Raw genomic sequence first — 25,465 nt, 5'->3', positions numbered from 1 at the left:
GTGCGGGGGCGTCAGGCCTTGGATTTGGCGTGCGCCGCCAGGCGCTCCAGCGCCGCCCGCAGATTCGGATCGCTGATCCCGTCGGCCGTGGCCTGAATGGTCGCGGCCGCATCATTGGATAAATCCATGGTATGCCCCGCCGCACCTTGCTGGACGGTGGGCGGTTGCACCTTGAACAGGATGCGCGTGAGGTTGGCGAACTCGTCGAACATCTGCAGTTGCCGTTGCAGGCGTTTTTGCTGGTAGCGCAGGCGGGTGGCCCAGTGACCGTCGGTGACAATCAGCAACAAACTGCCTTCGCGCCAGGACGCCACGTGGCAATGCGCGCGCGCGGCGGGCTGCAACTGGCTTTCGAGCAAGCGTTGCAAATGGCCCAGGCGTTGAGCGTGGCCGAGAATGGCCTTGAGCGGCTTGGCTTCGCGAAGCAGAACGGCGGGTGCTCTGGCCGTAAGAGGGCGAAATGCCATGATCAGACACCTGAAGTAACAGAGCCGCCATGGTAGCAGAAAGCACCGGATGCGCCCGACCCATTGCTTTGCGCGCGCTTTACCCATTAAATCAACAAGTAACTTCTGCCGTGAATGGCTTGAAGTTCAGCGATTTGCCCTTATTTTAAGTGAGCCCCGTTACAACGCTGTGCCAGCATCGTGGAATAACGCCACTTTCCTCACCACCGTTTCCGGGTAGAATGCTCGTTCGCATGCGGCCATGAGGGCTGCTCGGGCGACTCACGGGGCCGCCCTCCATCCCTTTAGTGTGGAAGATCCTGCCGATATGTTTGCGCCTTTGTTAAAGAAACTTTTTGGAAGCAAGAACGAGCGTGAAGTCAAACGCATGCTCAAGACGGTGCAATTCGTCAATGCCTTCGAAGAGCAAATGGTGGCCCTTTCGGACGATCAATTGCGTGCCAAGACCGATGAGTTCAAGGCCCGCTTCGCCAAAGGGGAAACCCTCGACAAGCTGTTGCCGGAAGCCTTCGCGGTCGCCCGTGAAGCCGGCAAGCGCGTCATGGGCATGCGCCACTTCGATGTCCAGCTGATCGGCGGCATGACCTTGCATGAAGGCAAGATCGCCGAGATGCGTACCGGTGAAGGCAAGACCCTGGTGGCCACACTGGGCGTTTACCTCAACGCATTGTCCGGCAAGGGCGTGCACGTTGTGACGGTGAACGACTACCTGGCCCGTCGTGACGCCAACTGGATGCGCCCGCTCTACGAATTCCTCGGCCTGACGGTCGGCGTGGTCACGCCATTCCAGCCGCCGGAAGAGAAGCGCCTGGCCTATGCCGCCGACATCACCTACGGTACCAACAACGAATTCGGTTTCGACTACCTGCGCGACAACATGGCGTTCAGCGTGGAAGAAAAATTCCAGCGCGAACTCAATTTTGCCGTGATCGACGAAGTTGACTCCATCCTCATCGACGAAGCCCGTACGCCGCTGATCATTTCCGGTCAGGCCGAGGACAGCTCCAAGCTGTACATCGAGATCAACAAACTGATCCCGCAGCTGGAATTGCACATCGAAGAAGTCGAAGGCGAAGTCACCAAGGCTGGCCACTACACCGTCGACGAGAAGACCCGCCAGGTTGAACTCAACGAAGCCGGTCACCAGTTCGTCGAAGACGCGCTGACCCGTCTCGGCCTGCTGGCGGAAGGCGAGAGCCTGTACTCGGCACACAACCTGGCCCTGCTGACGCACGTTTATGCCGGTCTGCGCGCACACAAGCTGTTCCATCGCAACGTTGAATACATCGTGCAGGACGGTCAGGTCGTGCTGGTCGACGAACACACCGGTCGTACCATGCCGGGTCGTCGCTTGTCCGAAGGCCTGCACCAGGCCATCGAAGCCAAGGAAAACCTGAACATCCAGGCTGAAAGCCAGACCCTGGCATCGACCACCTTCCAGAACTACTTCCGTCTGTACAACAAACTGTCCGGCATGACCGGTACGGCCGACACCGAAGCGTTCGAGTTCCATCAGATCTATGGCCTGCAGGTCATCGTCATTCCGACGAACAAGCCGCTGGCCCGTAAAGACTACAACGACCTGGTGTTCCTGACCGCCGACGAGAAATACGCGGCAATCGTCACCGACATCAAGGAAAGCATGGCCGCGGGCCGTCCGGTGCTGGTGGGTACGGCGACCATCGAAACCTCCGAGCGCATGTCCGACCTGCTCAACAAGGAAGGCATCGAGCACAAGGTCCTGAACGCCAAGTTCCACGAAAAAGAAGCCGAGATCATTGCCCAGGCCGGTCGCCCGGGTGCACTGACCATCGCCACCAACATGGCCGGTCGCGGTACCGACATCCTGTTGGGCGGCAACTGGGAAGTGGAAGTGGCCTCGCTGGAAAACCCGACCCCTGAGCAGATTGCCCAGATCAAGGCCGACTGGCAGAAGCGTCACCAGCAAGTGCTCGAGTCGGGCGGTTTGCAGGTGATCGCGTCCGAGCGTCACGAATCGCGCCGTATCGACAACCAGTTGCGTGGTCGTGCCGGTCGCCAGGGCGACGCCGGTTCCAGCCGTTTCTACCTGTCGCTGGAAGACAGCCTGATGCGCATCTTCGCCTCTGACCGGGTGAAGAACTTCATGAAGGCCCTGGGCATGCAGCCTGGCGAAGCGATCGAGCACCGCATGGTGACCAACGCCATCGAAAAGGCCCAGCGTAAGGTCGAAGGCCGCAACTTCGATATTCGCAAGCAATTGCTCGAGTTCGACGACGTCAACAACGAACAGCGTAAAGTGATCTATCACATGCGTAACACGTTGCTGGCCGCTGACAACATTGGTGAAACCATCGCCGACTTCCGTCAGGACGTACTCAACGCGACCGTCAGCGCACACATTCCACCACAATCGTTGCCAGAGCAGTGGGACGTGGCGGGTCTGGAAGCAGCGCTGGAAAGCGATTTCGGCGTGAAGCTGCCGATCCAGCAGTGGCTCGACGAAGACGATCACCTGTACGAGGAAACCCTGCGCGAGAAGCTGATGCAGGAGCTGATCGCCGCGTACAACGAGAAAGAAGACCAGGCGGGCGCCGAAGCGCTGCGCACCTTCGAGAAGCAAATCGTCCTGCGCGTGCTGGATGACCTGTGGAAAGACCACCTGTCGACCATGGATCACCTGCGTCACGGCATCCACCTGCGTGGTTATGCGCAGAAGAACCCGAAGCAAGAGTACAAGCGCGAGTCGTTCACGCTGTTCTCCGAGCTGCTGGATTCGATCAAGCGCGACTCGATCCGTGTGTTGTCGCACGTTCAGGTGCGTCGCGAAGATCCGGCCGAGGAAGAGGCGCGCCTGCGCCAGGAAGCCGAGGCACTGGCGGCGCGCATGCAGTTCCTGCATGAAGAGGCCCCTGGCCTGGAGCAGCCGGAGCAGTTGGGTGAAGAGGTCGACGTGGCCCTCGCCACCGCCCCGGTCCGCAACGAGCAGAAGCTGGGCCGTAACGAACTGTGCTACTGCGGTTCGGGCAAGAAGTTCAAGCATTGCCACGGGCAGATCCAGTAACCCCCGTTTCATACGCTGAAATACCCGCGCCGCGACCGGCTTCTGCCGTCGCGGCGTTTTGCCATTTTTACCATCGCTTTTGCTGAAGCGGTGCAGACATCATCTATAAAGGAGCGCATTCATGGCTGTTGGTCTTGGTCCTTTGCCAACGTTGCACCCGGTTGCCGGTTTTGAACTCGGTATCGCCTCGGCCGGTATCAAGCGCCCGGGGCGCAAGGATGTTGTGGTCATGCGTTGTGCCGAAGGCTCGACGGTGGCGGGTGTGTTCACCTTGAACGCCTTTTGCGCCGCCCCGGTGATCCTGGCCAAGCAACGCGTGCAAGGCCCGGTGCGTTACCTGCTGACCAATACCGGCAATGCCAACGCCGGTACCGGTGAACCGGGCCTGGCCGCGGCCGAGCGTACTTGCGCGAAGCTGGCGGAGTTGACCGGCGTCGATGCCAGCCTGGTGCTGCCGTACTCCACCGGCGTGATCGGCGAGCCACTGCCAGTCGAGAAAATCGAGGGCGCACTGCAAGCCGCCCTCGACGATCTGTCGGAGAACAACTGGGAAGCTGCCGCCACTGGCATCATGACCACCGATACCCTGCCAAAGGGTGCCAGCCGCCAGTTCCAGCACGATGGCGTGACCATCACCGTCACTGGTATCAGCAAAGGCGCGGGCATGATTCGCCCGAACATGGCGACCATGTTGGGTTATATCGCCACCGACGCCAAGGTTGCCCGCGATGTGCTGCAGAACCTGATGCTGGACGGCGCCAACAAGTCGTTCAACCGTATCACCATCGACGGCGACACCTCGACCAACGACTGCTGCATGCTGATCGCCACCGGTCAGGCGGCGCTGCCGGAAATTACCCGTGCCGAGGGCGAGTTGTTCGCCAAGCTCAAGCAAGCGGTGTTCGAAGTGTGCATGGACGTAGCCCAGGCGATCGTGCGTGATGGCGAAGGCGCAACCAAATTCGTTACCGTTGAAGTCAACGGCGGCGGCACTCACCAGGAGTGCCTGGACGTCGGCTACACCGTGGCCCACTCGCCATTGATCAAGACTGCACTGTTCGCTTCCGACCCGAACTGGGGCCGCATCCTCGCGGCTGTCGGTCGTGCCGGCGTACCGAACCTGGACGTGAGCAAGATCGATGTGTTCCTCGGTGAAGTGTGCATCGCCAGCCGTGGCGCCCGCGCTGCGACCTACACCGAAGCCCAGGGCGCGGCGGTGATGCAGCAGGAAGAAATCACCATCCGTATCGAGCTGGGTCGCGGCGATTGCAGCGAAACCATCTGGACCACCGACCTGTCCCACGAATACGTGAAGATCAACGCCGAGTACCGTACGTAAGATCGAGTCGACCCCATCGCGAGCAGGCTCGCTCCCACATTTTGATTTGAGTACATCAATCCACTGTGGGAGCGAGCCTGCTCGCGATGGCGGTTTGTCAGTCATTTACTAGACTGGCTGTCCCTACATCAAAAGGTCCCGAACATGAGCCTCCACCTGATCATCGGCGACAAACTGCTTTCCTCCTGGTCCCTGCGCGGCGCCCTGGCCCTCGATCTGACCGGCGCCTCCTACACCGAAGAACTGATCAAGCTGAACCAGCCGGACACCCGCGAGCGTCTGCTCAAGCATTCGCCGACCGGCAAAGTCCCACTGCTGAAGACCGGGCACGGCACCATCGCCGACTCCCTGGCGATTGCCGAGTACCTGGCGGAACAGTTCCCCGAAGCGGGCCTGTGGCCCAAAGACACCGCTGCCCGTGCCCAGGCCCGTTCGGCGTGCGCGCAGATGCACAGCGGATTCTTCGCCATGCGCGGCAACATGCCATTCGACCTGAGCCATGACGCGCCACTGGCGCCACTTCCGGCGGATGTACAGGCGGACATCGAGCGCATGTCGGCGTTGTGGGCTGAATGCCGCGCTGTCGCGGCCGAGCCTGGCCCGTACCTGTTCGGTCGCATAAGCCTTGCCGATGTGTTTTTCGCACCCATCGCCGTGCGCCTGCGGACCTATCAGGTCAAGCTGTCGGCAGCGGACGAAGCCTATGTTGAAACCCTCTACCAATGGCCTGCATTCAAGGCCTGGCAGAAGGCCGGCCTGGAGGAGATCGAGCGGTGAAACGAGTACACGTAGCGGCTGCCGTCATCCGTGACAGCAGTGGCAAGATCCTTATCGCCCGCCGTGCCGACACTCAGCACCAGGGCGGTCTTTGGGAGTTTCCCGGTGGCAAGGTCGAGGTCGACGAGTCGGTCGAAAGCGCCTTGGCCCGTGAGCTGCAGGAAGAGTTGGGTATCTTGGTCGGCGCGGCGCGCCCGTTGATCAAGGTCCGCCACGACTACCCAGACAAGCAGGTGTTGCTGGATGTCTGGGAAGTCTCGACGTTTACCGGCGAGCCTCATGGCGCCGAAGGTCAGCCATTGGCCTGGGTGACGGCGCGTGAGCTGTCGGGTTACGAGTTCCCCGAGGCCAACCGGCCAATCGTGGCGGCCGCGCGCTTACCCGAGCAGTACCTGATCACGCCTGAAGACCTGGAAACCCCGGCCCTGTTGCGAGGGATCCAGAAAGCCATTGCGGGCGGTATCAAGCTGATCCAGTTGCGCGCGCCAAACGGTTACGACCCCAAGTACCGCGATCTGGCAGTGGATGCAGTGGGCCTGTGTGCCGGCAAGGCGCAGTTGATGATCAAGGGACCGTTCGAGTGGCTGGGGGACTTCCCCTCCGCCGGTTGGCACATCACCTCGGCACAATTGCGCAAATACGCGGCTGCCGGTCGGCCGTTGCCAGCATCGCGCTGGTTGGCGGCGTCCTGCCATAACGCCGAGGAGTTGGCGCTGGCAGAGGAGATGGGCGTGGACTTCGTGACCTTGTCGCCCGTGCAGCCGACCCTGACACATCCGGGGGCTGAGCCGCTGGGTTGGGAGCAGGCTTCGACCTTGATCGAGGGGTTCAGCAGGCCGGTGTTTTTGCTCGGTGGCGTGGGGCCGGCAGAGGTTCAGAAAGCTTGGGCGGCGGGTGCTCAAGGTGTGGCAGGGATTCGGGCGTTTTGGCCTGAGGCATGATTGCGCGGTGATGCGTCTGACCTCATCGCGGGCAAGCCCGCTCCCACAGGTTCAGTGGCGTACACAAGCGTTGCGCTCGACGCGATCACTGTGGGAGCGGGCTTGCCCGCGATGAGGGCCTGACAGGCGCCGACTAGACTTCTGGTTTCGCCGCCGGCTGCCAAAGAATCTCGGCAATCCCTTGGCGCCGGGCAATCAACCTTGCCACCACAAACAACAAATCCGACAACCGATTGATATAAGCCAACCCCACCCCGGCCAGCGGCTCCACCGCATTCAAATGCTGGCAGCGGCGCTCCGCACTGCGGGCCAGGCTACGGCAGACATGGGCCTGGGCAATCAACGCCGAACCGCCCGGCAGTATGAAATTCTCCAGCGGCCCCAGCTCTTCATTCCACACATCGATTGCCGCTTCCAGGCGTTCAATCTCTGCGGCGTTCAACGCCTGATACTCCGGCATCGCCAGTTCGCCGCCCAGGTCAAACAACCTGTGCTGGCAAGGTGCCAAGACCTCGATCACCTCATTCAAACCTGAATACCGGGCACTTTCTGCCTCCAGTCCAGCCAGTAACACGCCGACCTGACTGTTCAACGCATCGACCTCGCCAATAGCCTCGATCCGTGGGTGGTCCTTGGGCACACGGCGACCGTCGCCCAGGCCGGTTTCGCCCTTGTCGCCGGTACGTGTGTAAATCTTCGACAGGCGAAAGCCCATGGTTACCTCGATAGCTGGTTGAGTTCTTGGGAGACGAGCGGGGTGCTCGCCAATGGCAGGCGCAGGGTGAAGCAAGTGCCTTGGCCGAGGGTCGATTGCACTTCCATCTGACCTTTGTGGTTGTTGGTAATGATGAAGTACGAGACCGACAGGCCAAGACCGGTGCCCTGGCCGATTTCCTTGGTGGTGAAAAACGGTTCGAAGGTACGCTTGCGCACGCTTTCGCTCATGCCGATGCCGTTGTCTTCGACCTGAATCTCCGCCCACGGCGGATTCAGTCTGGTACGCAGAATTATCCGCCCTGGTTCGCTGTCGTCTTCGCGCTGGTGAATGGCTTGCGCGGCGTTTTTCAGCAGGTTGAGCAGCACCTGTTCCAGCTCGTTGGCGGTGCCGGGTACCGGCCCCAGGGCCGGGTCGAACTGGCGAATGATCGCCTGGCCCTTGAAGTCGAAACCGATCGCCAGGTCGAAGTCGTTTCCGGCGATTTCCACCGCCTGGTCGATCAGCGCAGGCAGATCACACGGGGCCATCTGGCGGGTGCTGCGACGACTGAAACTGAGCATGTGCGTGACGATCTTCGCCGCCCGGGCGCCGGCCTGCTGGATGCCGTCGAGCAGCTGTGGCACTTCGCGCGCCTGCAGGTATTGGTTGACGGTCGACAGCTCGATGCCGATCTGCTCGGCCTGCTCCAGGTTCTTCGGCAGTTCGGGGGACAGCCGACGGCGGATATTCTGCACGTTGTGCAGGATCGCGCCGAGCGGGTTGTTGATTTCGTGGGCCATGCCCGCGGCGAGGCCACCGACAGAAAGCATTTTCTCCGACTGCACCATCATTTCTTCAAGGGACAGGCGCTGGGTGATGTCGTCGATGCGGATCACCACGCCACGCCCGGCGCCGCCCATCAGCGGATAGAAGGTCAGGGCATAGTGGCGGGGTTCATCGTCCTTGACCCAGGTCACGCGCTCGATCTTGGCCACCGTGTGCTGCTCGACGGTTTGCTTGAGCTGCGGCAGAAAGGGCTTGAGCGGTTCGAAGGCGAGGAAGATCGGCTGGTTCAGGGCTTCGTCCAGGCGCGTGCCGGAAAGGGCGCTGGCTTCCTGGTTCCACTGCGTCACGTAAAGCTGCTCGTCGAGGGCGATCAGCGCCGATGGCATGGAGTCGATGATGCTGTTGAGGTAATTCTGAAAACCCGTGAGTTTTTTCTCGATCTTGCTCCGCACCTGGACTTCGAGTTCCAGCTTGCGATTGGTGTGGCGGGTTTCTTCGGCCAGGCCCTGGGCCTGGGCGTACGCGGCCTGGGAGTCGTCACGGGCGCGCTTGAGTTGCTGCTCCCGGGCCTCGATCCGCGAGAGCATGGTGTTGAACGCTTCGGCCAGGCTGCCGATTTCATCGTGATTGCCCCGGGAGGCGCGCAGGGCATAGTTCTCCTCCCGGGTCACCTGCCGGGACAGTTCCTCCAGCTGATGAATTGGCCGGGTGATCAGGCGTTTGATCTGTCGTGCGATGACCAGCCACAGCAACACGCTGAAAATCAGGATCCCGAGGCTCGCGGTCAGGGTCCCGGTATAGAACGCCATGGGCAGCTCGCTGCTGGCCACCAGCAGCAGGTGGCCGGGGGCGGTGCCGGGGCGGGGCAGGGTGATGACCTGGTTGCTGCGAAATTCGGTGACTTGCCAGGATTCGATTCGCCGGTAGCGCTTGGGCAGGCTCAGGTGATCACCATGTTGCAACTGCGCCAGGCGCTCGCCCTTGCCGTCATACAGAGCCGCAGCGCGTAGCGGTGAATAACTGTCGAGCTCATCGAGCAAGCGTTGGGCGCTTTGCGGCGACTGCAGCGCCTCGGCCACCAGGCTCGGGTTGGAGATCAGTCGGCCGATGGTCTGCAGGGCCTGAGGCGCCATGCTTTCCTGGGAGATGTAGTAGGCGGCGCTGATGAAGGTCAGGTTGGCAACCAGCAGTACAGTGGTCAACAGCACCAACAGGGCGGCCAGCAGTTTCTGGCCGACAGGGAGGTTTTCAAGACGCTGGCGCAATGGCATCAGGTTTATCGCTGCAAAGGAACAAGTGGCCAGCGTAGCCGCTGCTCAGTCGCTGGGCAATCCAAGGCTGTGCAGGCGCGCGATCAACCTCGACTCAAGCTGATTGAGGTGCGGCAGGTTCAGTTGATGCCGTGCGGCGACTTTACAGGCATGGCCCAGCAGGTAACTGATTTCGGTGCGGCGCCGGTTGTTGACGTCCTGGTACATCGAGGAGTAGTTGGCAGCGGTGGCGTGGATCACCCGTTCAACTTCATGTTGCAGGTTTTGCGCAGCCGCCGGCTGGCCGCAACGTTCAAGCAGTTCGCTCAGTTCACCGCACAGCGTGGCGACTTCGCAGTGGTGCTCCTGCAGCCCGCCATTGCGGCAATCGTGCAGCACTGTCAACGGATTGATCGCGCAGTTGAGTGCCAGCTTGCGCCACAACCGGGTGAGGATGTCGGTGCTCCACTCATGGGGAATGCCCGCGGCATCGAGGTCGTCCAGCCAGATCGGTGCGACGGGGTGGCTGGCATCCCCCAGCCAGGTAAACCCGTGCCCGGCAAAGACGACACGCCAGTCACCGTCGCGAAAGGCGCCTTCAGTGCTTGACGCATAAATGCAGCGCGCCTGCGGTACTTGCGCCGCCACGGCGTCCTGGCTACCCAGGCCGTTCTGCAGCAGGATCAGTTCGGCGCCGGGCGACATTCGGTGCGCGAGCTGTGCCACGGCCTGTTCTGCATCGTAGGCCTTGCAGGCGACCAGTAGACGATGGATGGGCTCTTGGCTGTCGGGTGTTTCGGCGGGCACCGGGAAACGCAGTTCTGCACCCTGTTCGACCAGCGTCAGACCGCCAGCCGCCTGATACGCCTGCAGTCGCGTGGTATCGCGCAGGATCAGTCGCACTGGCACTGCGGCCCGCGCCAGGCGGGTGGCCCACAACGTGCCGAGGCTGCCGGCGCCGAGAACATGCCAGGTGGTGGACATCAGCTTTTTGCTCTGTTTAAGGCGCGCATGGGAGGCTCGCAGTGAATGATCGGAAAGACCCGTTATAATCAGCGCGGATTTTAACCGCAAGCCAGGCGTGCTCCATCGTGATCGAGCGCGCCCTATTTATTGGAGAGATTACATGCCGTCGTTCGACGTGGTATCCGAACTGGACAAACACGAAGTCACCAACGCGGTCGAGAACGCCGTCAAGGAGCTCGATCGTCGTTATGACCTGAAAGGCAAAGGCAGCTTCGAGTTCAAGGAAAAGGACCTGACCGTCAACCTGACCGCTGAAGCGGATTTCCAGCTCGAGGCGATGATCGAGATCCTCAAGCTGGCCCTGGTCAAGCGCAAGATCGATGTGCAGTGCCTTGAGGTCAAGGATGCATTCGCATCGGGCAAGCTGATGAAGCAGGAAGCCGTCCTCAAGGAAGGCATCGACAAAGAGCTGGCGAAGAAAATCGTCGCTCACGTCAAGGACGCCAAGCTGAAGGTGCAAGCCGCCATTCAGGGTGAGCAAGTGCGTATCACCGGCAAGAAACGTGACGACCTGCAGGAAGCCATTGCAGTGCTGCGTGCCAAGGAATTCGGCATGCCGCTGCAGTTCAACAACTTCCGCGATTAACGTATACGGCGGGAACCTCCAGGCGTTTTCGGCGTCCGAGGCCCAAGCAACGGCAGAAACGATCGATCCGGACAGGGTTGGTCTTTCTGCCGCTTTATTTTTCGCGTGCCGGGTAGCCGGAAAAATGCAGGAGAAAGCAGATGGACTTAAATGCTGAAGTAGACAACCTGGTCAGGGTGTCCCAATCCTGGATCCCGATGATAATGGAATATGGCAGCCGTGTGCTGTTGGCGGTCATCACCCTGGCTATCGGCTGGTGGTTGATCAACAAGGTCACGCAAAAGCTCGGTGGCCTGATTGCCCTGCGTAACGCCGACCTTGCGCTGCAAGGCTTTATCAGCAGCCTGGCGAACATCATTCTCAAGATCCTGCTGGTCGTCAGCGTGGCGTCGATGATCGGTGTGGAAACCACGTCGTTCGTGGCGGCGATCGGTGCGGCAGGCCTGGCCATCGGCCTGGCCTTGCAGGGCAGCCTGGCGAACTTCGCCGGCGGCGTGCTGATTCTGTTGTTCCGTCCGTTCCGTATCGGTGACTGGATCGAAGCCCAGGGTGTGGCGGGTACCGTCGACAGCATCCAGATTTTCCACACGGTGCTGCGCACCGGCGACAACAAAACCATCATCGTGCCTAACGGCAATCTGTCGAACGGCATCATCACCAACACCAACCGTCAACCGACCCGCAAGGTGGTGTTCGATGTGGGTGTCGATTACGAAGCGGACCTGCAAAAGGCCCGTGAAGTCTTGCTGGAACTGGCCAAGGATCCGCGCGTGCTGCTCGACCCGGCGCCGCAGGCAGTCATTTCGACCTTGGGTGACAGTTCGATCACTGTTTCCCTGCGTGTCTGGGTGAAGACAGCGGATTACTGGGACGTGATGTTCATGTTTAACGAACAGTCCCGTGACCGGTTGAAAACGGCAGGTATTGACATTCCATTTCCTCAGCGTGTAGTTCGCGTGGTTCAGGAAGCGGCAATACAGTAAGCCTGTTTGTTAGTTGTTACATGAACCCAGGAGGCGGATAGTCTCTTGGGTTTTTTTGTGACTGTTGATGAGTTCATTGAAAAAAGTATTAACGTTATGCGCGCAAGTTGCTTGCGGCAGTGTTTGCTGTGTGGCAGGCATAAAAAAACCGCCCACCTGAAGAGGTGGGCGGTTTCTTGATCTACAGACTACCAGTCTTACACCCTGATTACAGGATGTTCAGTGGGTACTCGATGATCAGACGGGTGTCGTAGTTGTCACGCGAATAAGCGGCGTACGCGCCGTTCGCGCGGTAGTTGGCGAAACGAGCACGGAAAGACAGGTCTTTGGCCGGGCCTTCTTGCACAACGTACTTGGACTCAATGTTCCACTCGTTTTCTTTACCTTCGCCAGCGTTTTCAACCTTGATGTTGTTACCCATTACGTAACGGGTCATGAAGCTCAAGCCCGGTACACCGTAGGTAGCCATGTTCAGGTCATAGCGAGCTTGATAGGATTTCTCCTCGCGGCCCACGAAGTCGGAGATCTGGATGGAGTTGGAAACGAAGATGGTGCTGTTGCCGTCAACGCCGTAGTAGTAAGCGTTGTCACCGCTGGACTGCTGGTAAGCCAGGGTGAATTTGTGGGCACCGATGCTGTAAGCAGCAGCCAGGGACCACAGGTTGTTGTCTACGCCTTGGTGGCCGTCGCCGCCGTCTTCGACAGAGCCGAGGGCCATAAACGAGTCACCACGTTTATCGCCGTTGGTTTTATAACCGTTCAGGTCGAAGTTCAGGGACTGCTCGTCATTGATCGGCAGGGTCCAGTTCAGGTTGACGTAGTACTTCTTGAAGTACTCTTCAGCATCCGACGCAGCGACGGCACCGGTGAAGTTGTCGGTGAAAGCGTAGCTGGCGCCGAAGATGTTGATGCCGCCGCTTATGCCTTCGCCGTGGTTTCCATTTTCATCTGAAATACCGCCAACGGTGTCATGACCCATACCGGTTTGGGCGCTCAGTGCGGTGAAGCGACCGGCGCTCAGTTCCAAGCCTTTGATTTCCTTGCTGGTCAGCAAGGTGCCTTCAGCAACTTCTGGCAGCATGCGGCTGTCATCGGTAGCGAACACAGGGCTGGCAACGAATTGGCGACCGTATTTCAGAACAGTGTCGGAGAGACGCAGTTTGACTGCACCGCCAACCTTGCCCTGGGATTTTTCAGGGTTGTTGTCGCTGTCGACTGCGAACAGGCCGTTACCACGGTGACCAGTACCGCCGTCGAGTTTGACCGAGCCCATCGCCATTGCGTCGAGGCCGAAACCTACGATGCCTTGAGTGAAGCCCGACTCGTAAGTCAGCAGTTGGCTGAGACCGGAGTCCTGGCGATAGCCGGAGGTTGCGTTGTTACTTGCACCGTTCTTGTAGTCGCGGTTCATGTACTCAAAACGGGTTTTGAGTTTCAGGCTCGAATCATCGATGAAACCCTTGGACTCGTCCTGGGACGACGCCACTGCGAACTGCGAGGTACCAGCTGCAACAGCCAGTGCGATCATGCTCCACTTCATCACGCGCATCGTGATTTGCTCCTTTGGTTTTTAGAAGAGTACTGCCGTCCCACCTGTTTTATTATCTGGGCGGCTCTTTCTTTTTGTGTCGGCGCAAACTTATATCACGCCGGCAATGTTGGCGATACTTGCGCATCTATCCTTTCAGCTTCTTTACGACCCTGTCGTAAACGGCTAGCTAGATGTCGCAAATTTACAGCCCCGATGCAACCGGACTGACAACTTTAGTGCTGTTTTTCTGGGCTGGCGCATCGATAAAAAGAGTCCCTGGTGAAACGTTTGAATCTCCATCGGGCTACCCTGCCACTGTTTTTGTTGGTCTTGAGACTGCCTGCTTCCCGCGGTGCCTCATAGACGATGTGGGTAACAATGCAACAAACGTGCACAAATCAGAACTCCACCGATTTTTTTTCTGTCTGGCTGCCTGGTGCGGTAAAAACCTCATAAAACCGGGGGTTCATGCTTCTTTACTTCGGGCTTGACGCCGTGGTTGGCATCGTGTCTCAGCCTCCTGCCTGTCCGCGTGACATGTAAAAGCGTTACCGGTTCACCCGCCATTGAGTAAATGGCGGATATGCGAAGCACTCAGCGTAGACGTACTGTGCGGTTTTGGTGCAAAAAATTTCAATGACTGTCTGATTTCAAACAGTCGGGCGTTTTTGCATTGCGTGAACAAGCTGTGGTTTTCTGGTCATTTCGGCGTTTTTTACCCTGCGCTGGTTTGGTATTGGTGCGTTTTCGCAGGAACTGTCTCATCTCGGGGCGCGCTTGTGCCATTTGTAGACCCCGACGGGCGCATGCAGTGGTTCGCTGTGAAGCTGGCAGGGTATGCTGCCGTTCAGTGGCCTGGCGTACGATCTATCCGGATGGACGCTAAGCTGAAAAATGAAGACCTGGCGGGAGTATGCGCAGTGTTCGCTTTAGATCCACGACTTCAACAAGACACACTACAGATCGGCGATTTCCCACTTTGTCGGTTGCTGTTGTCCAATGATTCGAACTACCCCTGGTTCATCCTTGTGCCACGCAGGGACGATATCAGCGAGATATTTCAGTTAAGTGGCGCCGATCAGCTGCAGCTATGGCAGGAAACGACTGCGTTGGCAGAGTTGCTCAAGGACTCGTTCGATGCCGACAAGCTGAACGTCGCTGCCCTGGGTAACGTGGTCAGTCAGTTGCACATGCATGTGATCGTGCGCAAGCATGAAGACGCGGCCTGGCCGGCACCGATCTGGGGCAAGCATCCGGCCAAGCCGTACAGTGCAGAGCAGGTCTCGGCGATTCGCGAACGGCTGCGCCTGGTGTTGACCGATGATTTCAAGTTTGTGGAGGGTTGAGCCATGAGCCTCGAAGAGCGCGTAACCGATCTTGAAAGCCGGCTGGCATTTCAGGATGACACCATCCAGGCGTTGAACGATGTCCTGGTGGCGCAGCAGCGGGTCGTCGAGCGCCTGCAGCTGCAAATGGCCGCGCTGCTCAAGCGGCAAGAGGAAATGGTCGGCCAGTTCGAGTCTTTCGAAGAAGAAGCGCCGCCACCGCATTACTAGTAGAAGCGCTTGTAAAAAAAAGTGCAGGCATAAAAAAACCGCGAACATGTTCGCGGTTTTTTTTTATTGCCTTTGATCAGCGTCGCGGCAGGGCGGCGATGACGTCTTCGGCTTGCAGGCCTTTGTCACGATTCATGACGGAGAACTCGACGCGCTGGCCTTCGACCAGGACGCGATGACCTTCACCGCGAATGGCCCGGAAGTGCACGAAAATATCGTCGCCGGAGTCGCGGGAAATAAAGCCGAAGCCTTTGGAGGTGTTGAACCACTTGACGGTCCCGGTATCGCGGTTGCTCATGTCGTAGCTAGGCGAAGCGGTGGCCGGTGACGATTTGTAGAAGCTGATGGCCAGGTGCAGGGCGACTGCGACCAGGGCTGCAACCAGGCTGAACAGCACGGCAGGCTGGCCGGCAATCACTGGCATTGGCGCGATCAGTGTCAGGGTTTGCAGGACGACAGCCAGCACCAGCAGGGCGCTGACCAGATTCTGCAGTTGATGGCGCGGGCCTTTGTTCCAGTAAGGGATAACCGGGGCAAGCGTCAGGTTGAGCAGGCCAAAAAAGGCCAGGTACAAGGCGTCGGGTTGTTGCAGGTAAGGCAGGGCTTCGGATCGCAGGCTAGGGATGAAGGACAGCAGCAAGGCCGCTGCGCCTATCAGCAGGTGGACGATTTTCAACATTTTGATTAACTCACGTTAAGACAGCTCACAAGGAAGAGCTGATGGCGCACGGTTCGCTTCGGGATAAATAGAGGCGTTGGACACGTACCCGGTATCAGCCTATGCGCAGCGCCCGAAAAAATAGGCACTGACGACACGCTGCCTATTTAACAGCAAAGCTGCAGCCTACTCAAATCAAGGAGTCCAGCGGTCTTGCGAGCGCCCGGCGGGGCGTCCGGGCTGCAGCCTGGCGGCAGGCTTGCTAGAGTGGTCCTGCACCTGTTGGATGAACTTCATCACCTTTAGGGGAAAAACATGGCAATCGATATCGGTATCAGTGAAGAGGACCGCAAGTCCATCGTCGAAGGACTTTCGCGCCTGCTGTCGGACACCTATGTGCTCTACCTGAAAACCCATAACTTCCATTGGAACGTCACCGGCCCGATGTTCCGCACCCTGCATTTGATGTTCGAGGAGCAATATAACGAGTTGGCCTTGGCGGTCGATTCGATTGCCGAGCGAATTCGCGCACTCGGATTCCCGGCGCCCGGCGCCTATTCCATTTACGCGCGGCTGTCGTCAATCAAGGAAGAAGAAGGCGTGCCGGCTGCCGAAGACATGATCAGGCAACTGGTGGCGGGGCAGGAGGCAGTCACGCGCACCGCCCGGGGGATTTTCCCGTTGCTCGATAAAGTCAGCGACGAACCTACGGCTGACTTGCTGACCCAGCGCATGCAGGTTCATGAGAAAACCGCGTGGATGCTCCGCGCGCTGCTGGACCAATGATAAGTCGGCGCGTGGATGACATTGCTGTTCGCGCGCCCCCCTTCCGTCAGAAGGGCGGCCTGTTGCTTGAGCGAATTTTCGCGCGTTGCTGTGGGGAAAGTGCCGGACTAGGACGCTCTCCCTGATCCGCCTTCCGTTGTTGGCTTATCCTACGCGGATGGTCATAAAGTCATCTGGCTATAACTTTGCCCTGGCGTTTTTATAAGCATTCAAATTGCTTTTATAGAAACCGCAAATGGCAAAGGAGTGTCAGCGATATGGAATATGAAGGCAGGAGAGATGAGGGGCGGGGCGGACAGGCCAGGGATATAAGGGTCGATCCATTTGTCAGTGAGTTCGACATGGGGCTGGCCCGGCCGTTGTCCCGATCGGTGCGATTGAATGGCTTTGCCACCTGCTTGCGGCTTGAGCAGGTGTATTGGGATATTTTGGCCGACATGGCCAGGGTCAATAGCTGTTCGGTCAGCGCGTTGCTGTCCCATGTCGATCGCCAGGTGCATTTGCGCCATGGCGGGGTGAGAAATTTCAGCGGGCTGGTGCGGGTGGTCTGTGTTGTCCACAGTCTCAAGGAGGGGCGTTGCCAGGTGGTGGCTTGAACCTGATGAATCAAAGGGCAGCGTGTCGATCTGTGCAGTCTTACGGCTGCACAGGCTGCATTTAATGGATATAATCCCGCTCTTTGCCGCAAAACCCAGCGTGCGCGGTAGCAATCTGATCGCCGAGACAACCCCCATGCCGATGTACGATTACCAATGTGCTTCCTGTGGTCATCAGTTGGAAGCCATTCAAAAGATCAGCGATGCACCGTTGGTCGACTGCCCTGCGTGCCAGGCGCCAGAGCTTAAGAAGATGCTGTCCATGCCAGGCTTCCGCCTCAGCGGCACCGGCTGGTACGAGACCGATTTCAAGACCGGTTCCAAGAAGAACCTGGCCGGCGGCGACAAAGCTGACTAGGGTCCGGGACCTGAGTTGAACCACACGCGCGAGCTCTTGCGTCATCCATCAGTGGAGCGACGCAAGGTCTGCAACCGAATGTCGAATTACGAGAAGTGAAACCACTACCATGATGCGCAGCCATTATTGCGGCCAACTGAACGAAAGCCTGGAAGGCCAGGAAGTTACCCTTTGCGGATGGGTCCACCGTCGCCGTGACCACGGTGGGGTGATTTTCCTCGATATCCGTGATCGTGACGGTCTGGCCCAGGTGGTGTTCGACCCGGACCGCGCTGAAACCTTCGCCGTTGCCGACCGTGTGCGCAGCGAATACGTGGTTAAGGTCACCGGCAAGGTTCGCCTGCGTCCGGCCGGCGCCACCAACGCCAACATGGCGTCGGGCATGATCGAAATCCTGGGCTATGAATTGGAAGTGCTGAACGAGTCGGAAACCCCGCCGTTCCCGCTGAACGAGTTCTCCGACGTTGGCGAAGAAACCCGCCTGCGCTATCGCTTCCTGGATCTGCGTCGTCCGGAAATGGCCGAGAAGCTGCGTCTGCGTTCGCGCATGACCACCAGCATCCGCCGCTTCCTCGACGAGAACGGCTTCCTCGACGTCGAAACGCCGATCCTGACTCGCGCCACCCCGGAAGGTGCGCGTGATTACCTGGTGCCAAGCCGTACCCACGCCGGTTCGTTCTTCGCCCTGCCGCAATCGCCACAGCTGTTCAAGCAACTGCTGATGGTGGCCGGCTTCGACCGCTACTACCAGATCGCCAAGTGCTTCCGTGACGAAGACCTGCGTGCTGACCGCCAGCCGGAATTCACCCAGATCGACATCGAGACCAGCTTCCTCGATGAAAAAGAGATCATGGGCCTGACCGAACAAATGATCCGCAACCTGTTCAAGGAAGTGCTGGGTCTGGAATTCGGCGAGTTCCCGCACATGACTTTCGAAGAAGCCATGCGCCGCTACGGTTCCGACAAGCCAGACCTGCGTAACCCGCTGGAACTGGTGGACGTTGCCGACCAGCTCAAGGAAGTCGACTTCAAGGTGTTCAGCGGCCCGGCCAACGACCCTAAATGCCGCATTGCCGCGCTGCGCGTTCCAGGCGGGGCAAGCATGCCGCGCAAGCAGATCGACGATTACACCAAGTTTGTCGGTATCTACGGTGCCAAGGGCCTGGCGTACATCAAGGTCAACGAGCGCGCCAAAGGCGTCGAAGGCCTGCAGTCGCCAATCGTGAAGAACATTCCTGAAGCCAACCTCAACGTGATCCTCGATCGCGTCGGTGCGGTCGATGGCGATATCGTGTTCTTCGGTGCCGATAAAGCCAAGATCGTCAGCGAAGCCCTGGGCGCGCTGCGGATCAAGCTCGGCCACGACCTGGAGCTGCTGACCTGCAAGTGGGCGCCGATGTGGGTCGTCGACTTCCCGATGTTCGAAGAGAACGACGACGGCAGCTTCACCGCGTTGCACCACCCGTTCACCGCGCCGAAATGCACCCCGGCAGAGCTGGAAGCCAACCCGGCTGGCGCCCTGTCCCGTGCCTACGACATGGTATTGAACGGTACCGAGCTGGGTGGCGGTTCGATCCGTATCCACCGTAAAGAGATGCAACAGTCGGTGTTCCGTCTGCTGGGTATCAACGAAGCGGAACAGGAAGAGAAGTTCGGCTTCCTGCTCGACGCCCTGAAATACGGCGCGCCGCCGCACGGTGGCCTGGCCTTCGGTCTGGACCGTCTGGTGATGTTGATGACCGGCGCCCAGTCGATCCGTGAAGTGATCGCCTTCCCGAAAACCCAGAGCGCGGCGGACGTCATGACTCAGGCACCGGGTCAGGTCGATGCCAAGGCATTGCGCGAACTGCACATTCGTCTGCGCGAAACGCCCAAGGCAGAGTAAGGCTCACCTGAAGGGCGCATCTTCGGATGCGCCCTTTCTGTATACGTAGAGCACCTCAAGATTTTTTGTTTGTCGGCCGGCGCGATGCAGCGTGGCGGGCAATGTGTCAAAGAGAATTCGGAGCGAGTTATGGCAGGTCATTCCAAGTGGGCGAACATCAAGCACCGCAAAGAACGTCAGGATGCCAAAAAGGGCAAGATATTCACCAAGTGGATTCGTGAGCTGACCGTCGCGGCCCGTCAAGGTGGTGGCGATCCAGGCTCCAACCCGCGCCTGCGCCTGGCGCTGGACAAGGCCCTTGGGGCGAACATGAGTCGCGACATCATCGACCGGGCGGTAGCCCGTGGTGCCGGTGCTGCCGATACCGACGACATGGTCGAGCTGACCTACGAAGGCTACGGCCCGGGTGGCGTGGCGGTGATGGTCGAGTGCATGACCGACAACCGCAATCGCACCGCGGCCGCGGTTCGTCACGCGTTCAGCAAGTGCGGCGGCAACCTCGGCACCGATGGTTCGGTGGCCTACCTGTTCGAGCGCAAGGGGCAGATTTCCTTCGCCCAGGGCGTCGACGAAGACGCACTGATGGAAGCGGCCATGGAAGCCGATGCCGATGACGTGGTGACCAATGAAGACGGTTCCATCGATGTCTTCACCTCGTTTGCCGGGTTCTATTCCGTGCGTAATGCGCTTGAAGCGGCCGGTTTCAAGGGTGATGACGCAGAAATCGTCATGCTGCCGACCACCAGTGCCGAACTGGACCTGGAAGGGGCGGAGAAAGTCCTCAAGCTGATCGATATGCTCGAAGACCTGGATGACGTGCAGAACGTCTACTCCAACGCGGACATTCCGGAGTCGGTCGCCGCACAGCTCGGTTAAGGGCAACCAGGATCCTTTGTGGGAGCGAGCCTGCTCGCGAATGCGGATTTTCAGGCAACATCGTTGCTGAATATGAAACCGCTTTCGCGAGCAGGCTCGCTCCCACATTTGTTATTCACTGTATTGAATATCGTGCTTTTACTGAATCCACAGGCGTTATGACTTTAATTCTTGGTATCGACCCCGGTTCGCGCATTACCGGCTATGGCGTGGTGCGCGATACCGGTCGTGGCTGTGAGTACGTGGCCTCCGGTTGCATCCGCACCGGTGCGGGCGAGCTGCATGAGCGCCTGCAGATCGTTTATCGCGGCGTACGGGAAATCATCCAGACCTACGGTCCCGTCACCATGGGCATCGAAAAAGTGTTCATGGCCCGTAATGCCGATTCCGCCCTGAAGCTGGGGCAGGCCCGTGGGGCGGCCATTGTGGCTGGCGCGGAAGAAAACCTGGAAATCGCCGAATACACGGCCACCCAGGTCAAGCAAGCTGTGGTCGGCACCGGTGCGGCGAATAAAGAGCAGGTGCAGATGATGGTCATGCACATGTTGAAGCTGACCAGTAAACCGCAAATCGACGCCTCCGATGCCCTGGCCATTGCGATTTGCCATGCGCACACCCGCTCCAGCCTGTTGCCCCATGGCCTGGGTGCGGCACGCAGTCGTGGCGGGCGCCTGCGTCTCTGATAGCATCAGCAATCAATTTTCTGGAATGAGGGGCATGCGCCTGGGTTGTCGGCGCAAAACCCTTGTTCTGTCAGTCGCTGGCCCAGGGCTGGCCAACGCTCAAGGATCTGTAACGTGATTGGACGCTTGCGCGGCACACTGGCTGAAAAACAGCCGCCGCACCTGATTCTGGATGTAAATGGCCTGGGGTATGAGCTTGAAGTGCCCATGACCACGCTTTATCGCCTGCCGCCGGTCGGTGAACCGCTGACACTGCACACCCATCTGGTCGTACGCGAAGACGCGCAGTTACTCTATGGCTTCGTCGGCAAGCGTGAGCGAGACTTTTTTCGCGAACTGATCCGTCTCAATGGTGTAGGGCCGAAACTGGCCCTGGCCTTGATGTCGAGCCTGGAAGTCGACGAGCTGGTGCGTTGCGTGCAGTCCCAGGACACCTCGGCCCTGACCAAGGTGCCGGGCGTGGGCAAGAAAACCGCCGAACGCCTGTTGGTGGAGCTCAAGGATCGCTTCAAGGCCTGGGAAACCGTACCGGCCATGTTTGCCCTGGTACCCAACCAGCCGGATGCCCCTGCGCCGGTCAATACTGCCGAAAACGACGCGGTCAGCGCGCTGATCTCCCTGGGCTACAAGCCGCAGGAAGCCAGCAAGGCGATTTCCGCGATCAAGGAGAAAGGCTTGAGCAGCGAAGACCTGATTCGTCGTGCCCTGAAGGGAATGATCTAAGTGATTGAAGCTGATCGTCTGATCGCCGCCACGGGTGCCCCCCGTGATCGCGAGGAAATCCAGGACCGGGCGATTCGCCCCGTCAGCCTGGCCGAGTACATTGGCCAGCCGACCGTTCGCGAGCAAATGGAGCTGTTCATCCAGGCTGCCCGCGGGCGTAGCGAGTCCCTGGACCACACCTTGATCTTCGGCCCGCCGGGTCTGGGCAAGACCACCCTGGCCAATATCATCGCCCAGGAAATGGGCGTGTCGATCAAGAGCACATCGGGGCCGGTCCTCGAGCGTCCGGGCGACCTGGCGGCGCTGCTGACCAACCTCGAGCCACACGACGTGCTGTTCATCGATGAAATCCATCGCTTGTCGCCGATTGTCGAGGAAGTGCTGTACCCGGCCATGGAGGACTTCCAGCTCGACATCATGATCGGCGAAGGGCCAGCCGCGCGGTCGATCAAGCTGGATCTGCCGCCGTTCACCCTGGTCGGCGCGACCACGCGGGCGGGGATGCTGACCAACCCGTTGCGTGACCGTTTCGGCATCGTCCAGCGCCTGGAGTTCTACAGCAACGCCGACCTGTCGACGATTGTCAGTCGCTCGGCGAACATCCTCGGCTTGCCACTGGACCCGGAGGGCGCCTTCGAAATCGCCCGGCGTGCCCGCGGTACGCCGCGTATCGCCAACCGCTTGCTGCGCCGGGTGCGGGACTTCGCGCAAGTGCGTGCCAAGGGCCATATCACCAAGCCGATCGCCGACCTGGCCCTGAACCTGCTGGACGTCGATGAACGTGGCTTCGATCACCAGGATCGACGCCTGCTGCTGACCATGATCGAGAAGTTCGATGGCGGGCCGGTGGGGGTGGACAGCCTGGCGGCGGCCATCAGCGAAGAGCGTCACACCATTGAAGACGTGCTGGAACCCTACCTGATCCAGCAGGGCTACATCATGCGTACACCGCGGGGGCGGGTGGTGACCCGGCATGCGTACCTGCACTTCGGCTTAAACATTCCGTCACGATTGGGCGAAATGCCCGTGGTAGACGAGTTCCTTGATGCCGTGGACGATTAATTAACATTGCGAGCTGATTTTTTCGGGCAAAGTGTGGTCCCAGCACCGTACTTTTGCGCGAAAGCCGCAGAACATTGAAAAACAGTTGCCTGGCCGGATTGGCAACCCGAGGAGTAAGCACTAGAGTATGCGCGCGCAAAACGGGCTTGAGCCTTTCGCACATCGTTGTCGCGTTTATTACGAGGACACCGATGCGGGCGGCATCGTGTATTACGTCAATTACCTCAAGTTTATGGAACGGGCTCGAACCGAGCGGCTACGAGAGCTGGGCTTTGCCCAATCGCAGCTTGCCGGAGAGGACCTGTTGTTCGTCGTGCATTCCAGCGAAGCGCGCTACCACGCGCCGGCGCGACTGGATGACGAGCTGCTGGTAAGCGCTGAAGTAGTCGAATTGAACCGTGCCAGCTTGCGCTTCAAGCAGCAGGTCAGGCGGGCCACGGATGATGTACTGCTCTGTGAGGGGCAGTTTCTGGTGGCCTGTGTGCGCACTGAAAGTTTAAAACCCCGGGCCATTCCCGAAGCTCTGCGAGCGGCCTTTGCCGCCGTGAGCGGCGCGGGTACACACTCAAAGCAGGAGATAAAGCGTGGAAGCTAACGTCGTCGACCATTCCTCCATGTGGAGCCTGGTCAGCAATGCCAGTATCGTGGTGCAACTGGTAATGCTGACCCTGGTAGCCGCATCGGTGACCTCATGGATCATGATCTTTCAGCGCAGCAACCTGCTGCGCGCCGGTCGACGCGCCCTGGAGAGCTTCGAAGAGCGCTTCTGGTCGGGTATCGACCTGTCCAAACTCTACCGTCAGGCGGGCAGCAACCCGGACCCGGATTCCGGTGTCGAGCAGATCTTCCGTGCCGGCTTCAAGGAATTCTCCCGTCTGCGCCAGCAGCCAGGCGTTGACCCGGAAGCGGTCATGGAAGGCGTGGCCCGTGCCATGCGCGTTGCCATTTCCCGCGAAGAAGAAAAGCTCGAGCAGAGCCTGCCGTTCCTCGCCACCGTCGGCTCCGTGAGCCCGTACATCGGTCTGTTCGGTACCGTCTGGGGCATCATGAACTCCTTCCGTGGCCTGGCGACTGCCCAGCAAGCCACCCTGGCCACCGTGGCACCCGGTATCGCCGAAGCCCTGATCGCCACCGCGATCGGTCTGTTCGCCGCCATTCCAGCCGTTATCGCTTACAACCGTTTTGCTGCCCGCAGCGAAACCTTGCTGGGCCGTTACTACACCTTCGCCGACGAATTCCAGGCGATCCTGCACCGCAAAGTGCACACCAGCGAAGAATAAGCAGGTAATTTCCAATGGCTTTAATCGCTCGAGCTCGCAAAAAGCGCAAGCCGGTCGCCGAGATGAACGTGGTGCCCTACATCGACGTGATGTTGGTGCTGCTGGTCATCTTCATGGTGACCGCGCCAATGCTCAATCAGGGCGTGAAAGTTGATCTGCCCAAGGTTTCCAGCGAAGCCTTGCCGCAGGACAACAACACCCAGGTCCTGACCATTTCGATCAAGGCTGACAAGACCTACTACTGGAACCTTGGCAGCGAAGTCGACACAGAGAAGCAACAAGACCGCGCCATGACCCTGCCGCAGATGACTGACGCGGTGACCAAGATCATTCGCGTCGGCAACGAAGGCGGCAAGCGTACCCAGGTCTTCATTCGTGGCGACAAGAGCGTCGACTACGGGTCTGTCATGGGCGCGATGGGCGGGTTGCAGAAAGCCGGCGTCGGTAATGTTGGCTTGATTACCGAGGCGCCCTGATGCAGCAACAGCGAGAGCCGTCCGCCTCGGAAAGCTACTTCTGGCCTAGTGTCTGGGCGATTGGCTTGCACGTGCTGGTGTTCGGCATGCTGTTTGTCAGTTTTGCCTTCACTCCGGAGTTGCCGCCGGCCAAGCCGATTGTCCAGGCGACCCTGTACCAGCTGAAATCGAAAAGTCAGGCAACCACCCAGACCAATCAGAAGATTGCGGGTGAGGCGAAGAAATCCGCCGCGCGCCAGACCGAAGTCGAGCAGCTGGAACAGAAGAAGGTCGAACAGGAAGCGGTGAAAGCTGCGGAACAAAAGAAAGAAGAAGCGGCTCAAAAGGCCGAGGAAGCCAAGAAGGCCGACGAGTCGAAGAAAGCGGAAGAGGCGAAAAAGGCTGACGAGGCCAAGAAGGCCGACGAAGCCAAGAAAGCCGATGAAGCGAAGAAGACCGCCGAAGCCAAGAAGGCAGAAGAGAAACAATTGGCTGATATAGCCAAGAAGAAAGCGGAAGAGGAAGCCAAGAAGGCTGCTGAAGAAGAGGCCAAGAAAGCGGCCGCTGAAGAAGCGAAGAAAAAGATCGTCGAAGACGCGAAGAAGAAAGCCGCCGAAGACGCCAAGAAGAAAGCTGAAGCTGAAGAGGCGAAGAAGAAAGTCGCCGAAGAAGCGAAGAAGAAAGCTGCTGCCGATGCTGCGAAGAAGAAAGCGCAGGATGCGGCGCGTAAATCCGCCGAAGACAAGAAGGCTCAGGCCTTGGCAGATTTGCTTTCCGACACGCCGCAGCGTCAGCAGGCCTTGGCCGATGAGCAGGGCGACGAAGTCGCCGGCAGCTTCGATGACCTGATTCGATTGCGTGCAGCGGAAGGCTGGGCTCGTCCACCTTCGGCCCGCAAAGGCATGACGGTTCAGCTGCAAATCGGCATGTTGCCGGACGGTACGGTGACCTCGGTCAAGGTGCTCAAGTCCAGTGGCGACGGTCCGTTTGACGCTTCAGCCGTAGCGGCAGTGAAGAATATTGGACGTTTGACAGAAATGCAGGGAATGAAGCCGAGCGATTTTGCTCCGTATCGTTCATTCAAGATGACATTCACACCTGAGGATCTAGCCCCGTGAGAA

The 25,465-nt window shown here is 59.3% G+C and carries 26 protein-coding genes; 20 read left to right on the top strand and 6 right to left on the bottom strand.

What is annotated here, in order from left to right; genetic code table 11:
- Positions 1 to 11 precede the first annotated feature (11 nt).
- Entirely contained in the window at positions 12 to 467 is a 456-nt protein-coding gene (locus tag OH720_RS25765; RefSeq protein WP_180205193.1) for a DUF721 domain-containing protein, read from the bottom strand.
- Positions 468 to 774: 307 nt separating this feature from the next.
- Between OH720_RS25765 and secA the strand changes: the two genes are divergently transcribed.
- The 4 genes from secA (at position 775) to OH720_RS25745 (ending at position 6,567) form a co-directional block, all read left to right on the top strand.
- Entirely contained in the window at positions 775 to 3,510 is a 2,736-nt protein-coding gene (gene secA / locus OH720_RS25760) for a preprotein translocase subunit SecA (protein ID WP_272603375.1), read from the top strand.
- Between the two features lie 121 nt (positions 3,511 to 3,631).
- The gene (gene argJ, locus OH720_RS25755) at positions 3,632 to 4,849 is read left to right on the top strand and encodes a bifunctional glutamate N-acetyltransferase/amino-acid acetyltransferase ArgJ (RefSeq protein ID WP_008065491.1); all 1,218 of its coding nucleotides are present in this window, start codon (positions 3,632 to 3,634) and stop codon (positions 4,847 to 4,849) included.
- A 144-nt stretch (positions 4,850 to 4,993) separates the two neighbouring features.
- Complete coding sequence (locus tag OH720_RS25750) at positions 4,994 to 5,626, top strand: glutathione S-transferase family protein (protein ID WP_272603374.1); 633 nt, start codon at positions 4,994 to 4,996, stop codon at positions 5,624 to 5,626.
- Positions 5,623 to 6,567, top strand: coding sequence for a Nudix family hydrolase (locus tag OH720_RS25745; RefSeq protein WP_272603373.1), 945 nt, complete (start codon positions 5,623 to 5,625; stop codon positions 6,565 to 6,567). The genes OH720_RS25750 and OH720_RS25745 overlap by 4 nt, the downstream gene beginning before the upstream one ends.
- A 133-nt stretch (positions 6,568 to 6,700) precedes the next feature.
- Here the strand turns inward: OH720_RS25745 and OH720_RS25740 are convergent, their stop codons facing one another.
- From OH720_RS25740 to OH720_RS25730, 3 genes are read right to left on the bottom strand one after another with little or no spacing between them, the layout of a single operon-like run.
- Positions 6,701 to 7,282, bottom strand: a complete 582-nt coding sequence (locus OH720_RS25740; RefSeq protein ID WP_272603372.1) for a cob(I)yrinic acid a,c-diamide adenosyltransferase — start codon at positions 7,280 to 7,282, stop codon at positions 6,701 to 6,703.
- A gap of 2 nt (positions 7,283 to 7,284) precedes the next feature.
- The gene (locus OH720_RS25735; RefSeq protein WP_272603371.1) at positions 7,285 to 9,321 is read right to left on the bottom strand and encodes a sensor histidine kinase; all 2,037 of its coding nucleotides are present in this window, start codon (positions 9,319 to 9,321) and stop codon (positions 7,285 to 7,287) included.
- A 45-nt stretch (positions 9,322 to 9,366) separates the two neighbouring features.
- On the bottom strand, positions 9,367 to 10,284 hold the full coding sequence (locus OH720_RS25730) for a putative 2-dehydropantoate 2-reductase (RefSeq protein ID WP_272603370.1): 918 nt from the start codon (positions 10,282 to 10,284) through the stop codon (positions 9,367 to 9,369).
- A gap of 142 nt (positions 10,285 to 10,426) precedes the next feature.
- Here OH720_RS25730 and OH720_RS25725 point away from each other — a divergent pair, with 142 nt between their 5' ends.
- Positions 10,427 to 10,912: a YajQ family cyclic di-GMP-binding protein gene (locus OH720_RS25725; RefSeq protein ID WP_007977344.1), complete on the top strand. Its 486-nt coding sequence runs from the start codon at positions 10,427 to 10,429 to the stop codon at positions 10,910 to 10,912.
- A 140-nt stretch (positions 10,913 to 11,052) separates the two neighbouring features.
- Positions 11,053 to 11,895 carry a mechanosensitive ion channel family protein gene (locus OH720_RS25720; RefSeq protein WP_272603369.1) on the top strand — a complete coding sequence of 281 codons (843 nt, stop codon included), beginning with the start codon at positions 11,053 to 11,055 and terminating at the stop codon, positions 11,893 to 11,895.
- 208 nt (positions 11,896 to 12,103) lie between these two features.
- On the opposite strand, the gene OH720_RS25715 is transcribed toward OH720_RS25720, so the two are convergent.
- A complete protein-coding gene (locus OH720_RS25715; protein WP_272603368.1) occupies positions 12,104 to 13,444 on the bottom strand; it encodes an OprD family porin in 1,341 nt (446 codons plus the stop codon).
- 902 nt (positions 13,445 to 14,346) lie between these two features.
- On the opposite strand from OH720_RS25715, the gene OH720_RS25710 reads away from it, so the two are divergent.
- Positions 14,347 to 14,772, top strand: coding sequence for an HIT domain-containing protein (locus tag OH720_RS25710; protein WP_272606521.1), 426 nt, complete (start codon positions 14,347 to 14,349; stop codon positions 14,770 to 14,772).
- A gap of 3 nt (positions 14,773 to 14,775) precedes the next feature.
- Positions 14,776 to 14,982, top strand: a complete 207-nt coding sequence (locus OH720_RS25705; protein ID WP_007977339.1) for a SlyX family protein — start codon at positions 14,776 to 14,778, stop codon at positions 14,980 to 14,982.
- Between the two features lie 76 nt (positions 14,983 to 15,058).
- Here the strand turns inward: OH720_RS25705 and OH720_RS25700 are convergent, their stop codons facing one another.
- Positions 15,059 to 15,661 (bottom strand): cold-shock protein, encoded by a 603-nt coding sequence (locus tag OH720_RS25700; RefSeq protein WP_272603367.1) that lies wholly within the window; start codon positions 15,659 to 15,661, stop codon positions 15,059 to 15,061.
- 294 nt (positions 15,662 to 15,955) lie between these two features.
- On the opposite strand from OH720_RS25700, the gene OH720_RS25695 reads away from it, so the two are divergent.
- The 12 genes from OH720_RS25695 (at position 15,956) to tolA (ending at position 25,462) form a co-directional block, all read left to right on the top strand.
- Positions 15,956 to 16,426: a Dps family protein gene (locus OH720_RS25695; RefSeq protein WP_272603366.1), complete on the top strand. Its 471-nt coding sequence runs from the start codon at positions 15,956 to 15,958 to the stop codon at positions 16,424 to 16,426.
- Positions 16,427 to 16,683: 257 nt separating this feature from the next.
- Positions 16,684 to 17,022 (top strand): ribbon-helix-helix domain-containing protein, encoded by a 339-nt coding sequence (locus tag OH720_RS25690; protein WP_272603365.1) that lies wholly within the window; start codon positions 16,684 to 16,686, stop codon positions 17,020 to 17,022.
- Between the two features lie 136 nt (positions 17,023 to 17,158).
- Positions 17,159 to 17,380, top strand: coding sequence for an FmdB family zinc ribbon protein (locus tag OH720_RS25685; protein ID WP_007977333.1), 222 nt, complete (start codon positions 17,159 to 17,161; stop codon positions 17,378 to 17,380).
- Between the two features lie 109 nt (positions 17,381 to 17,489).
- The gene (aspS, locus tag OH720_RS25680; protein ID WP_272603364.1) at positions 17,490 to 19,265 is read left to right on the top strand and encodes an aspartate--tRNA ligase; all 1,776 of its coding nucleotides are present in this window, start codon (positions 17,490 to 17,492) and stop codon (positions 19,263 to 19,265) included.
- Between the two features lie 129 nt (positions 19,266 to 19,394).
- Positions 19,395 to 20,141, top strand: coding sequence for a YebC/PmpR family DNA-binding transcriptional regulator (locus OH720_RS25675; protein ID WP_272603363.1), 747 nt, complete (start codon positions 19,395 to 19,397; stop codon positions 20,139 to 20,141).
- Positions 20,142 to 20,299: 158 nt separating this feature from the next.
- Positions 20,300 to 20,824, top strand: a complete 525-nt coding sequence (gene ruvC / locus OH720_RS25670; RefSeq protein ID WP_020798460.1) for a crossover junction endodeoxyribonuclease RuvC — start codon at positions 20,300 to 20,302, stop codon at positions 20,822 to 20,824.
- A 114-nt stretch (positions 20,825 to 20,938) separates the two neighbouring features.
- Positions 20,939 to 21,547: a Holliday junction branch migration protein RuvA gene (gene ruvA / locus OH720_RS25665; RefSeq protein ID WP_180205179.1), complete on the top strand. Its 609-nt coding sequence runs from the start codon at positions 20,939 to 20,941 to the stop codon at positions 21,545 to 21,547.
- On the top strand, positions 21,548 to 22,609 hold the full coding sequence (ruvB, locus tag OH720_RS25660; protein ID WP_272603362.1) for a Holliday junction branch migration DNA helicase RuvB: 1,062 nt from the start codon (positions 21,548 to 21,550) through the stop codon (positions 22,607 to 22,609).
- A gap of 127 nt (positions 22,610 to 22,736) precedes the next feature.
- A complete protein-coding gene (gene ybgC, locus OH720_RS25655) occupies positions 22,737 to 23,204 on the top strand; it encodes a tol-pal system-associated acyl-CoA thioesterase (RefSeq protein ID WP_272603361.1) in 468 nt (155 codons plus the stop codon).
- The gene (tolQ, locus tag OH720_RS25650) at positions 23,194 to 23,889 is read left to right on the top strand and encodes a protein TolQ (protein ID WP_007995636.1); all 696 of its coding nucleotides are present in this window, start codon (positions 23,194 to 23,196) and stop codon (positions 23,887 to 23,889) included. The genes ybgC and tolQ overlap by 11 nt, the downstream gene beginning before the upstream one ends.
- Before the next feature lie 23 nt (positions 23,890 to 23,912).
- Positions 23,913 to 24,365: a protein TolR gene (gene tolR, locus OH720_RS25645; protein ID WP_162276380.1), complete on the top strand. Its 453-nt coding sequence runs from the start codon at positions 23,913 to 23,915 to the stop codon at positions 24,363 to 24,365.
- Positions 24,365 to 25,462 (top strand): cell envelope integrity protein TolA, encoded by a 1,098-nt coding sequence (tolA, locus tag OH720_RS25640; RefSeq protein WP_272603360.1) that lies wholly within the window; start codon positions 24,365 to 24,367, stop codon positions 25,460 to 25,462. Before tolR ends, tolA begins: the two co-directional genes overlap by 1 nt.
- Positions 25,463 to 25,465 lie beyond the last annotated feature (3 nt).

Origin of the sequence: Pseudomonas sp. WJP1 (assembly GCF_028471945.1) — a bacterium.
Taxonomy (GTDB): domain Bacteria; phylum Pseudomonadota; class Gammaproteobacteria; order Pseudomonadales; family Pseudomonadaceae; genus Aquipseudomonas.
This window is presented reverse-complemented; position numbering and strand designations above follow the sequence as displayed.